At 65.0% G+C, this 12,047-nt stretch carries 11 protein-coding genes; 5 read left to right on the plus strand and 6 right to left on the minus strand.

Going from position 1 to position 12,047, the window contains the following annotated elements; all coding sequences use genetic code 11:
* Positions 1 to 71 precede the first annotated feature (71 nt).
* A complete protein-coding gene (locus Q0D31_RS22110; RefSeq protein ID WP_291856059.1) occupies positions 72 to 1,166 on the minus strand; it encodes a trypsin-like peptidase domain-containing protein in 1,095 nt (364 codons plus the stop codon).
* 545 nt (positions 1,167 to 1,711) lie between these two features.
* On the opposite strand from Q0D31_RS22110, the gene Q0D31_RS22115 reads away from it, so the two are divergent.
* Together Q0D31_RS22115 and Q0D31_RS22120 are read left to right on the plus strand one after the other, a co-directional pair.
* The gene (locus Q0D31_RS22115) at positions 1,712 to 3,259 is read left to right on the plus strand and encodes a peroxidase family protein (protein WP_291856061.1); all 1,548 of its coding nucleotides are present in this window, start codon (positions 1,712 to 1,714) and stop codon (positions 3,257 to 3,259) included.
* Between the two features lie 40 nt (positions 3,260 to 3,299).
* A complete protein-coding gene (locus tag Q0D31_RS22120) occupies positions 3,300 to 3,710 on the plus strand; it encodes a hypothetical protein (protein WP_291856063.1) in 411 nt (136 codons plus the stop codon).
* Positions 3,711 to 3,728: 18 nt separating this feature from the next.
* Here the strand turns inward: Q0D31_RS22120 and Q0D31_RS22125 are convergent, their stop codons facing one another.
* Positions 3,729 to 5,519, minus strand: a complete 1,791-nt coding sequence (locus tag Q0D31_RS22125) for a BTAD domain-containing putative transcriptional regulator (protein ID WP_291856065.1) — start codon at positions 5,517 to 5,519, stop codon at positions 3,729 to 3,731.
* A 309-nt stretch (positions 5,520 to 5,828) separates the two neighbouring features.
* A complete protein-coding gene (locus tag Q0D31_RS22130; RefSeq protein ID WP_291856067.1) occupies positions 5,829 to 7,244 on the minus strand; it encodes a YcaO-like family protein in 1,416 nt (471 codons plus the stop codon).
* Positions 7,245 to 7,261: 17 nt separating this feature from the next.
* On the opposite strand from Q0D31_RS22130, the gene Q0D31_RS22135 reads away from it, so the two are divergent.
* Positions 7,262 to 7,816, plus strand: coding sequence for a hypothetical protein (locus Q0D31_RS22135; protein ID WP_291856069.1), 555 nt, complete (start codon positions 7,262 to 7,264; stop codon positions 7,814 to 7,816).
* Here the strand turns inward: Q0D31_RS22135 and Q0D31_RS22140 are convergent.
* Positions 7,813 to 8,151 (minus strand): hypothetical protein, encoded by a 339-nt coding sequence (locus Q0D31_RS22140; protein ID WP_291856071.1) that lies wholly within the window; start codon positions 8,149 to 8,151, stop codon positions 7,813 to 7,815. The genes Q0D31_RS22135 and Q0D31_RS22140 overlap by 4 nt on opposite strands.
* Positions 8,152 to 8,272: 121 nt before the next feature.
* Positions 8,273 to 9,913: a phosphoglucomutase (alpha-D-glucose-1,6-bisphosphate-dependent) gene (gene pgm / locus Q0D31_RS22145; RefSeq protein ID WP_291856073.1), complete on the minus strand. Its 1,641-nt coding sequence runs from the start codon at positions 9,911 to 9,913 to the stop codon at positions 8,273 to 8,275.
* Between the two features lie 384 nt (positions 9,914 to 10,297).
* Here pgm and Q0D31_RS22150 point away from each other — a divergent pair, with 384 nt between their 5' ends.
* Positions 10,298 to 10,960: a hypothetical protein gene (locus Q0D31_RS22150; RefSeq protein ID WP_291856075.1), complete on the plus strand. Its 663-nt coding sequence runs from the start codon at positions 10,298 to 10,300 to the stop codon at positions 10,958 to 10,960.
* A complete protein-coding gene (locus tag Q0D31_RS22155; protein WP_291856077.1) occupies positions 10,957 to 11,223 on the plus strand; it encodes an HGGxSTG domain-containing protein in 267 nt (88 codons plus the stop codon). The genes Q0D31_RS22150 and Q0D31_RS22155 overlap by 4 nt, the downstream gene beginning before the upstream one ends.
* Before the next feature lie 83 nt (positions 11,224 to 11,306).
* Here the strand turns inward: Q0D31_RS22155 and Q0D31_RS22160 are convergent.
* Positions 11,307 to 12,047 (minus strand): fatty acid desaturase (locus Q0D31_RS22160; RefSeq protein ID WP_291856079.1); only part of this gene is annotated, 741 nt, incomplete at its 5' end.

Raw genomic sequence — 12,047 nt, forward strand, 5'->3', positions numbered from 1 at the left:
GCTGGAACAGTTGCGACAGCGCCGACGGGCACGGGAGACCGCAGGGGTAATTCGCGCCGCCAAGATCTGATCTATTGGCCGCGGGAGATGTCCACGACCTGGACATTGACGTCGCGCGTCTCCGACCCGCGTTTGATGCCGATGCGGACGCTGTTGCCCGCGCCGACCTGCTCGATCTGATCCGTCAGATCGGAAAGGCGTCGGACCGGCTTGCCGTCGACCTGAACGATGACGTCGCCGACCGCACCTGAGCCGAAGTCGACGCCGCGGATGCCGGCGCGCTCGGCCGGACTTGAGGGCGCGGTGCGAACGACGATCACCCCTTCGACCCCCATACGCGCCGCAACCGCCTCGCTGGCAGCGACGATGCCGATGCCCGGCGTCGGCACCCGGCCGTTCTGGATCAGGTCGGGCACCACGCGATTGACGATATCGACCGGGACCGCGAAACCGATGCCGGCGCTGGAGCCCGAGGGCGAGATGATTGCGGTGTTGACGCCGATCAGCCGTCCGGCCGAATCCAGCAGCGGACCTCCCGAATTGCCGGGATTGATCGCGGTGTCGGTCTGGATCACGTTGGTGATCTCGCGGCCGCTGTCGGTCGGCAGACGCCGCTTGAGCGCGCTGATGATCCCGCTGGTCAGGGATTGGTCCAGCCCGAACGGATTGCCAATCGCAAACGCCGATTGACCAACCTTGAGTTCGCTTGAACTTCCAAGCGCCACCGGCGGGGGCAGTTGGCGGGGATTCCTGATCCGTAAGACCGCCAGATCGTAGTTGGGCGCCACGCCGATGATTTCGGCCCGGGCCACTTCCCCTGATGCGAAGCGTACCGCGACGTCACGGCCGCCTTGTATGACATGATTATTGGTGACCACGTGGCCGTTGTTGTCCCAGACAAATCCGGTGCCGCTGCCGGAAGCCGCGCCGCCTTCGTCTTGCATGAACGGAATGGCGGAGCCGGATCGAACCGCGACCTGCACCACCGACGGTGAGACGCGCTCGAAGAGTTCGATGTTGGCCCGCTCGGCATCGGAAAGCGGCCCGCGCTGCTCGACGGGTCGAGCGGTCGAGTGTGTCCACGGGCTGTAGCGGATGTTGGAGAGGGTCAAGGCCACCAGGACCGCTGCAATCACGGCCAGGAAAAGCGCGAAGCGACGACTCATCGATCACTCATTTGGCAATGCCGCCTCACACATCAAACGTATTTGTGGAAGGCAACCGGTTTTCAGGCACCATAGATTTTCGGGCAGCCATAGCCGGACGCCGCCAGAAGTTTCTCGCTCAAGAGAAGAGGCAACGAACTCAGGCTGCCCTCCGCTTGATTTAGGTAGCGCGGCTCGACCCGCAAGCTGCGTCCTTGCGGCGGTCTACGGGGCTTCTTCTCCCAAGCGCCGGCTCGGACATCGCGCGGCCAAAGATGTCCACAGGTGTCCACAGGCCCAAGAAGCTAACTCACGATAATTTCACGACTTTTCCCGCAACCTAACCTTCAAGGTAGCGGGCCGGGAAACGTTCAATGTCACTGCACAACATCGTTGAGGCGGCCGCTTTGCCGACTTCCGGGATTGAGGCGCGCGCCCGTGGGCCAGCGGCATCCCCGCCCGGCTTTCGCCACTTCCTCAGCACCCCGCGTTCAGCGCAACGCTTTCGGGCGTTCGGCGTCGACCCACTGGTTTCGCCGGCCGTTCTGCCGCGACTGCGAGAATTGATGCATCGCCTCTCCCGGCGGATGGACGCTGAGATCAAATGGCCTCAACATAATGACGCCGCAGCGGAATGCTGGGAGAATCCTCTCGTTCCTTCGGGATATACCTATCTGCTGCAGTTCGTCGCGCATGATCTGGTTCATTCGGCGATCCCGATTTCGGTCGCGGGGGGGTTGGGCAGGACCGCCAACGCCCGCCGCGCACCACTGCAGTTGGAAACGCTGTTCGGCAGCGGCCCGGTCGGGACACCGCACATCTACGCGCTCGACGCGCCTGCCGACGACCGGCGGACCAAGCTGCGGCTCGGGCGGATGCGCTGGAAGGAGAACGAACCCAAGACCGGCTGCCCGTTTCGCGACATCGCGCGGGCACCGGCGGAGAACCTAACAGGCGTCGATCGCAGCATCGCCGGCGTGCGCGTTGGCCTCACGGAGGCGCTGGTGGCCGACCCGCGCAACGACGATCACGCCGTGATGTCGCAGTTGACCGCGCTGTTCGCGCTGCTGCACAACGCGCTGGTCGATGTCATTCGCCGCCAGGAACGCGACCCGGGTCCGAACGGGCAGTTTGGCGCGGCCTACAAGCGCTTCCTGTGCGCCCGCGGCGCACTGACGGCGATCTATCACAAGATTCTGCGCAACGACCTGATGCGGCGCGTGATCCATCCTGCGATCTACTCGGCCTATTGCGGGCCGGCCCCGCATTTCATCGACCGTCCCGGGCCCGCCACGGGCGGCGCGGGCGGCTGGCAAATTCCGTTCGAGTTTTCGCACGGCGCATTTCGCTTCGGTCATGCCATGGTCCGGCCCGAATATCGCATCAACGATCTCTCAACCCACGACCTCAACAACACCCTCGAAAAGAGCTCGGCGAACGACCCGGCCAATATGCCGCTCGACGAAACGTGGATGGTGCAATGGTCGCGCTTCTTTGCGATCAACGGATCGAAACCGAACTACAGCCGCCGCATCGGCCCGTATCTCAGCGACGGGCTGGGCAACGAGCAGATATTCCCGGCTTTCGACGCGACGGCGCGCGTTGGGCTGCTCTATCGCGACCTGCTCGGCGCAGGGCTGGCGGGCATGTGGTCGGTCGATGCACTGGTGGCCGAAATCGGCAGCCGCAGGCCGCATTTCATCGCCACATCGCGCCTGCTTGCAGACCGCCGCTATCGCGCCGATACGCTCCGCCAGTGGCTAGCCGCCGCGCCGGCCTATGGCGGATTGACCGCCGCGGATATCGAAACCCTCGCGAACGATCCTCCGCTTCCCTTCTTCATCCTGTTCGAGGCGATGCAGCAACCACAGGCGGGCCTGCGTCTGGGACCGCTCGGTTCGATCATCGTCGCTGAAGTGATCTTCGGCGCGCTTGCCGGCGACCCGTACTCGTCTGGGGAGGGCTCGCTTGCCGAGCAGCTGGCCCGCGTGTCCCGCGAGTTCTACCCGGCAAACGTATTTCAGGACATTCCCGACATCTCGGACATGGCCCAATTGGTGGAATTCACCACCGAGATTGCCGAGCTGAAGCAGGCCGTGCCCGCATTTCTGTGAGCGGAATTGTTCCGTCTCACGCAACCCGGAGGAGTAACAGATGGCACTCGAGAGAATGCAGGTAACCAACCACGAGCGCTGGGGCAACCTGGTGAAGACTTGGTCGACGGGCAAGAACTACCTCGAAGACGATAACGAGTATCCGATTCCGACCACGATCGACGAGTTCAAGGAGCAGCTCTCCAAGGCGCAAGTGTTCATGACGGTGCCGGATCGCTACACGAAGGTCAAGTTCGTCGAACAGCAGATGGACACTGTCGTGGTACGCTTGCCGCCCGCCTTCGCGATCGCAGATTCCGAAGAGAAGCTGAAGCAGCCGGGCGCAACCTATCCGCTTCCGCCCTTTTACAAGCGGCTGTTCAACGGGCTCGATCCGGTGATCCCGGAAGCCGACAAATTCAAGGTGCATGCCGAACGTATCGGCGACTACACAATCAGTTTCTGCGCTTGAGAATTTCGTAAATCCAAACTACGGGATGACATCTTTGATCGGAAGCCCTGCGCCGCCTAAACCACGACGGAGGGCTTCCCGTCGCTCGCCAACGCTGATGGGATGCGCCTGCATGACCCACTGAGCCATGACCTCATCGGTCGGAATGGATGAACCAATCCAAAACGAGCGCAGCCCATTGGTGAACCGCTGCGCCTCTTCACGCGCCGCTTCTGCCTTCCCAAGATAAAACAGGGTCGCTGCCCGCCAGGCGGGCAAGATCGGTACGACGCCTTGCGCCCGATCACAAGCATCCAGGGCGCCGGTGAAGTCGCCGCACATGAAGCGAATGGTGCAATGATACGCCCACTCGAGGTAGGAAGGCGCCGGCGATAGCGCGAGCGACTGGTCGGCCCGGATCCGGGCCTGCTCGAGCGACCCGCAAAAGGCATCATAATGGGCGCTCGACAGCAAGGTCCACGGATCATTGTCGTTGAGCTCGCAGGCGATCTCCATGTGCGCCGCCGCCTCGGCCTCCCGACCTGCCATCACATAAGACCAGCCGCAGCACAGATGCGCTCTCGAATCCACTGGATCCAGTTGAACGGCGGTCTTCGCCAGTTCAAGCGTCGCCCTCGCCTTGTCGAGATCGCGAAACAGACCGGGATGCACGAAATGCTCGATGTTATTCATCTGCACGAGGCTGCTGTAGCACGGCGAGAAAGCCGGATTGTCGCGGATGGCGTCACGAAAAATGGCTACCGCCCGTCGCCAGCTTTCAGGGTCGAATTTCGCCATCAGGCTCTGCCCGCGCAGCCAGCGGTCGTGCAGATCGAGCGACACGTCGGGTTCGCCTGCAAGCCGCATCAGCCGTTCGGTCGACAATTGCACGTTCAGGGAGGCCGCGATCCGACGGATAATGCGCTGCTGCGCTTCAAACCAGTTGCCAAGGCCAAGGCGGAAGCTTTCGCTCCAGACGTAGATCCCGGTGCTATCGTCCCGCAGCACCATGACCACGTTGATTTCGCCGCCGGCCTGGTAGGCGGTGGCTTCGATGCAGTACTGCGCCGCCTCCGACGCCGGAAGGACCAGTGCGGCCGGAGGGCGATCGACGACGCTCCATTCGCGGAACCGCACGAGACACGCGGCGAGATGCTGGGAAAATCCCTGCACCAGATGGCTGCGATCTTCGTCAACGCCATGCATGGCGAACGGCCGCAGCACCAGCCGCGTCTTGGCGGGAGACACCAGGGGAACCACGGGTTGGTTGCCGCTCCGGACGGCGCTCAAATCCAGCGTAGACACGCCGCGAGCCGAGGGAGCACGCTCGAAGGCACCGAGCTTGATGTTCGCCACGAGTTCTTCGCTCGCCGGCGAGGGCTCCATGCCGTAGTCGCGATCAAGCAGATCCCACAGCGCGTTGTAGATCCGCAATGCGCCGGCGACATCTCCCTGCTCGGCATGCGTTTGCATCAGATAGCGGCAGGCCTGTTCGTGGGTCGGGTCAAGGTTGACGATCGCCGCCGCCATCTGCTTTCTGACGTCTTCGGTAACAGTCGCGGACGTCAGGCCGGCGTCGAGACTCCGCATCAACCGTTCATGGATGGTTTGCCGCTTGGCCAGCACCCAGACCCGAAACGACGGGTCGAGATCGCCGAGCCCTTCGAGCAGCCGCTCGTCAAGCTGCGGGACATCGAGCAGCAGCGGATGGACACGGCCGCTCTCGGCCATTTGAATCACGCTCTCGATGTCGACTTCGACCTGTCCGGCGTCGATGCCGATCAGGAGGCGTTCCGCGATGAAACCGCCATATCCCGCCTCTTCGAGCACTGAACGCAGTTCGCGAACGACCTGCCGCAACGAGGCGCGCGCCCTTTCTTCGTCCGAGCGACTCCAGAGCAGGCCGACCAGCCGTTCGCGGCTTTCCCGCTTCATCTCCGAGAGCGCGAGGTAGCCGAGGACGGCGCCGGCCTTGCGGGTTCGCAGCTCGATCGGCCGTCCATTGAACTGCAAACCGATGCGTCCCACCAGCGACACCGACAGGCGCGGCGCGCTTTCCGGCGCCGGCCTAGCCTTCTCTCTGGCGATGACGCTCACGCGCATGGGATTCCCTGAACCGGATGGCAGCTTCAGGCCAGCCTATATCAAGACGACCCCATCGGTATAGGTTGCGCCTCCGCCGGTTCGCGCGATGGCCTCCCGCAACCTTGCCGTGACGATCTCGGATGGCTCGAGCTGGAGGCCGGGCGCGATCACGCGAATCACGGGAACGCTGAGGCATTGGCGGGTGAGATCGACGCAAAAGGTCTCGATCCCGAATGTTTGCAAACGCTCAACGATCAGTCCAAATATCTCGCTCGCTTCGGTTGTGCGAATCGAAAGATGCGTGGCGGGCTCGGAAACCGGCTGCAGCAGCCGGCATTGATCCGCGTTGATCGCGGCGCGACGCAGGTGGGTTCGATCCTGCGCGTTAAGCGCGCCATCGCCGCGCTCGCGGCGTTTGGTGGCCACGACGGCGTCGGCCAGTTCAAGCTGACACATCTCCAGGATCGCCGCGCGGACCGCGGCCTCGATTCGCGGTCTCGCCGCGAGGCCGAAGGCGAAGCCGGAACCGTCGGCCTGACACGAGACGGCGGCGACACAGGGTACGCCGATGTCGGTTGTGATGTCGAGCAGCCATGTCCTGCGCCTTGCGGAGGTGTCGCGCCGCAGTTCCCGTAACAATGCCTCAGCGCCGATGCCGGCGTCATGAACGGGCGGAACCGATCGGCCCGGTTGGCCTCCGCGCCACCACAGGCTCGCCGCGTCGCGCTCGATCAGTTCCAGCAGGCCATGCAGCGCCGCCGCCTCCCTGGACGGACCGGCGGCGGATCCGATGCTCAGCGGGAACGGCGGGGTCAACTCGCGCCGCGCCGGCGGGCGGCGCAGGCAGATGTCCGCCGGCAACAGAACTTCGCCGCCGTCAATCGACCTGTCCGCGCGGCACCATGAGAGCGGCCGCTGCGGCTGGGTTCTGCGCTCTGACAACGCCGTGACGAGTTCATGCGCCATCGGGCCAAGTCCGGCGGGCACGTCGCCGATTGCGGGTTCGAGCAACAGGTCGGCTTCACATTGTAATTGCGACAGATACTCGATCCCCTCGCCGATGCAGCCCTGAAACGCGTCCTGCAGCGTCAAGCCGACGCCGGAAACGCCGACCAGCGGGCTTCCGTCATGCATGGGATCGGCAAGCGCGGGATCGAACTGCGCGCCGAAGCTGACCAGGCCCGGCGCGTCGGGTGCTGCGAGTTCGAACACGCGCGCGAACCGGGCCGCGGCGACAAGCAGGCGGGCGCGATTGTCGGTCACGGGGTCGCAATGCGCTCCGGGCGCAAGGATCGCGTAGTCCAGCGCCTGCAGCAGGGATTGCGCTTCGTGATCGCCGGCCGCCGGCCGTTCGTCGCCGCGCAGCAATGTCGCCGCGCGCGTGAACAATTCCTGGATGGATTTCGCGGCGCCGCTCACGGTGACCTCACGGCTGACGCGCAAATCTCGGACCAGCAGCCAGCTTCGCATCGCCCTGGAGACACCTCATGCTCGCGAAAGCCCTCGTCATCGCCATGGCAGCCGATCTTGCCCGGTCGGACTACGCCAAGCCAACCTTAATTCGCGGTCGCAGCCGCGAGTGGCTGATTGCCTGCCGCTGGGGACCGGAGGGCGAGTATCTTTCGATTGCGACAGCCGGCCCCATCGCCGAGCCGTTCGCTGCGGCCGCACCGCCGGCACTCGCCCCGGTCTACAGCCTGTTCGGCGTGCTGGTTTCGGAATCGGAAACGCAAGCCACGAGCACGTTCCTGCTGGTGCGTCAGCCACCCGGGGCGATCGAACTGGCCGGCACGTTTTTTCCCGCCGATGGATACGCGGTGCTGCGCCACCATGGCGATATCCACCTCGCCTGCAAGGCCCGCTACTCGCATAGTTGCGGCTGGCAGGACGGCCGGGAGGTCCGCAAGGACATCCCGGATCCCGCGCCGTCCTCGGCCGAAGCGATGTCATGGCACATCGACGCGTCCCGGCGCGACTGGATCGGCGAATTCATTCCGGGACAGATGCCGAGAGCGAGGGTCGCGATCCGCGCCGCGGGCTAGGTAACGATACGCGGGAAGGCCTTCACTGGCTGAGCCGAGTCGTTCTGCTCGATCGTCAGCCGGCGCATCGGGTCGATCTTAGCGTTCATCGAAGGCGGGTGACCTTGCTCGAGGAAGTGCTGCAAGGCGGCGCGGCTCTCGTCGGACATCGCGAACAGGCCGCGCATCAAATCGAAGAACCCCGGCTCTTCCGCGACATAGAGCAGTTCACGCAACTCCGCAGGGGTGTATTGCCCCAATGCGGCCATCAGCCACTCGATTTGGTCAGCCGGGTCGCTCTCTGGCCTTCGGTCGGACCTGCGGTCCAGGTGGTAAACAACTGATTTTGCGCTCATTTCGTCCCCCGATGGCTTCGCGCTGGCGTTCAGGCCCCGCACCCAAGCGCGTTGCCTGACAACCCTCCTCTCAAACAATGCGTGAACCCTCGTGATTCCAGCGTGATCGCCGCAACCTACGTCAGAAAATCCTGGCGATGGCGCGCTGGGCATCCTGCTGAATCGCCTTGAGGTGATCGGGGTCGCGAAAACTCTCGGCGTAGACCTTGTAGACGTCCTCGGTGCCGGAGGGGCGCGCGGCGAACCAGCCGGTCGCGGTCTCGACCTTGATGCCGCCGAACGGCTGGTCGTTGCCCGGCGCCCGGGTCCGGATCGCGGTGACGGGGTCGCCGGCGAGCTGGCGCATATCGAGTCGCTCCGGCCCGAGCGCCTTCAGGGCGGTCTTCTGCTTCGGCGTCGCCGGCACGTCGATCCGCTCGTAGTGGGGCACGCCGAGTTCGTCCGTCAGCCCGGTGAACAGCTGGCTCGGATCGCGGCCGGTCCGGGCGAGCATCTCGGCGGCGAGCAGCCCCATCACCATGCCGTCCTTGTCGGTGGTCCACACCGAGCCGTCGCGCTTGAGGAACGACGCGCCGGCGCTCTCCTCGCCGGCAAAACCAAACGCGCCGCTGCCGAGCCCGTCGACGAACCATTTGAAGCCGACGGGAGTCTCGACCAGCCTGCGGTTCAGCTTCTTGGCGACGCGGTCGATGATCGAACTGGAGACGATGGTCTTGCCGATCGCGGCCTCGCCGCCCCATTGCGGCCGATGCGCGAACAGGTAGGCGATCGCGGCGGCGAGAAAGTGGTTCGGGTTCATCAGCCCGCCGCTGCGGGTCACGATGCCGTGGCGGTCGGCGTCGGTGTCGTTGGCAAAGGCGACGTCGAAGCGGTCGCGCATCGCGATCAGCCCCGCCATCGCGAACGGCGAGGAGCAGTCCATCCGGATCTTGCCGTCCCAGTCCGCGGTCATGAAACGGAAGGTGGGATCGACGGCCTCGTTGACGACGGTCGCATTGATCCCGTAGCGCTCGATCAGCGGCTGCCAGTAATGCACGGCGGCGCCGCCGAGCGGATCGATCCCGATTTTGACGCCGGAGGATTTGATCAGCGCGAGGTCAACCGCGTTGCCGAGATCGGCGACATAGGGGCCGACAAAATCGTGCAGATGCGTCGATGAGGCCTGGCGGGCGCGCGCATGCGGCATTCGCGCCACGCCCTTCATGCCGGCTTCGATATAGGCGTTGGCGGCCTTTTCGACCTTGCCGGTCACGTCGGTGTCGGCCGGACCGCCATGCGGCGGATTGTACTTGTAGCCGCCGTCCTCGGGCGGGTTGTGCGACGGCGACATCACGACGCCGTCGGCGAGCCTGCCGCTCCTGCCCTTGTTGTAGCTCAGGATCGCATGCGAGATGACAGGTGTCGGCGTGTAGCCGCCGCGCTCGTCGATCATGATGTCGACGCCGTTGGCGGCGAATACCTCGATCGCGCTCGCCAGCGCCGGCTCGGCCAGCGCGTGGGTGTCGATGCCGACGAACAGCGGGCCGTCGAGCCCGGCTTCGCGGCGGTGATCGCAGATCGCCTGCGTCGTCGCCAGGATGTGGTTTTCGTTGAAGGCGTTCTTCAGCGACGAGCCGCGGTGGCCCGAGGTGCCGAAGGCGACGCGCTGCGCCGGATCGGAAGGATCGGGCTTTTCGGAAAAATACGCCGTCACCAGCCGCGGCACGTTGACGAGCGAGGCGGCATCAACCGGTTTGCCGGCGGCGGGATGGGGAACCGTCACGAGACCTCGCGGGACGCAGTGATTTCGAAGGATGTATAGCCGGAAGGGCTTTCGCGGCAAAGCGCCGAAGCCGAGGGCGCGCTTGCCGCCGGGAACCCGACGCTGCGCGTTTTCAAAAAATATCGAAAACAACCCCATGCAAAGGAGCCGGAAGCCGCCGGCAGTCGACAGGAAACTTGACACGTCGGGCAAATCAGGGGCACTAATTCAGCATCCCGCTATTCCTGTAAATGCCGGTCGCTCCGCAAGCACAAGCGCGTCGGCAGGGTCGCGGCCCACGCCCTCACCCACCATTGACATCGCAACCGACCGCCGCGGCGAACGATCGCCTGCGCGTGGCCGAACCGCGCGCGCAAAGCGCGCGTGGCCCAGGGGAACCCCGACATGAACAGCGCGATTGAACCCACGCCGTCCACCACGATCGCCGCGACCGGGCCGGCCGACGCCGCCGCAACCCCGCGGATCAAGGTGCAGGAGCGCGGCTTCTTCATCGACCATCCGGACGCGGAGACCGGCGAACGGCTGATCGCGAACGCATTGGGGGTCGCGGACCGCGAAGCGATGGATGGCATGCTCAGTCAATTGGTGCGGGCCAGCGTCAGCGGCGGCAACCCCGACGAGGTCAACATCGGCTTCATGATGTCGATGGTGGGGAGCATTCGCCCCCGCGATTCGATCGAAGCCATGCTGGTGGCGCAGATGGTTTCGGTTCACGTGATGGCGATGCGATGCGCCCATCGCCTGGCCAATTCCGACGACCTCGCCCAGCAGGACAGCGCCGCGCGGGCACTGGGCCGGCTCGCCCGCACCTTCCCCGCCCAGATCGAGGCGCTCAACCGCCACCGCAGCCAAAGCGCGCCCGCCATCACCGTGCAGAACGTCTCGGTCGGCGACGGCGGCAACGCCATTGTCGGCAACGTCACCCAGCATGCGCACGTGATCGTGTCGGACCAGAACCCGGCACCTGCGGCGCGGAAGGCGCCGCAGGCCGCGCCGGCCAGGCAAGCACGCGATTCCGCCGAGGCCGAGCGGGAAGCCCAGCCATGAGCGATCACCCTGGAAATACCGGGGCGATGCTGGCGAGCCCGCGCTGTGGCGCCAGAACCCGCTCCGGCGGTTCGTGCCGCGCGCCGGCGGTGCGCGGCAAGAAGCGCTGCCGCATGCATGGCGGCGCAGCGGGATCCGGCGCGCCGAGAAAAAACCGCAACGCACGCAAGCACGGCCGCTTCACGGGGGAGGCGATCGCGGAGCGAAGGTGGATTCAGGACTTGTTGGGGGAAGCTCGGAAGTTGCTGGAAGAGATGAAGTGAATGGCTGTCGCAAACGGCGCGTTTGATGCAGCGTCGGCTGCGATCCGAATGGCGTTCGCGGCTTCCGGGAAGAGCGGGCAACTCTACCGTACGCCGGGCGAGCCAAGGTCCTCGGCGGCGCGGTCGGTTGGGGTCTCGATGGCGACGGCCCCGGCGCCGGATGCGGGGCGAACGAAGATATCGTGCACGAGCCCGATTTTCCCAAGCCCCAGGATGATCAGGCCATTGATGTCGATCTCGTACCAGGCGTGCGAGAGGTAGGCGTCGCGCGGAAACCGATGATGGTTGTTGTGCAGCCCTTCACCGAAGGTGAGGATCGTGGTCACCAGCTCGTTGGTGGTGCCGTCATGGGTCTCGAAGCGGCGGTAGCCGTAGCGGCCGTCGCTGTGGCAGACCGAGTTGACCAGCGAGGTGGCCATCGTCATGACGTAGCTGCGGAACAGGCCGGCGAACAACACGCAGCCGATCATCGCGTCGACGCCGCCAAGCGCGTAGCCGATGGCGCCGGGAATCGACACCGCCGAGACCGCGTACCAGTACCAGCGTGTCCTGGTGAAGAACATCGCGATCGGGTCGGCCAGAATATCCCTGGCGTAGTATTCGGCATCGGTGGTGGCCTGGTCCCACACCCAGCCGCCTTGCGCATGCAACATCCCCTTGGCGAAGCTGACATGGCGGTTTCCGGCGCCGTCATAGTAAGGGCTGTGGACATCGCCGGGCTTGTCGGAGTGAAGATGATGCCGGCGATGGTTGGAGACCCATTTGAGCACCGAGCCCTGCACCGCCATGGTGGCGATCGCGGCGAATATCGTCCGCATCACCGG

It is taken from the genome of Bradyrhizobium sp., assembly GCF_022844465.1.
In the GTDB taxonomy this organism is placed as follows: Bacteria; Pseudomonadota; Alphaproteobacteria; order Rhizobiales; family Xanthobacteraceae; genus Bradyrhizobium.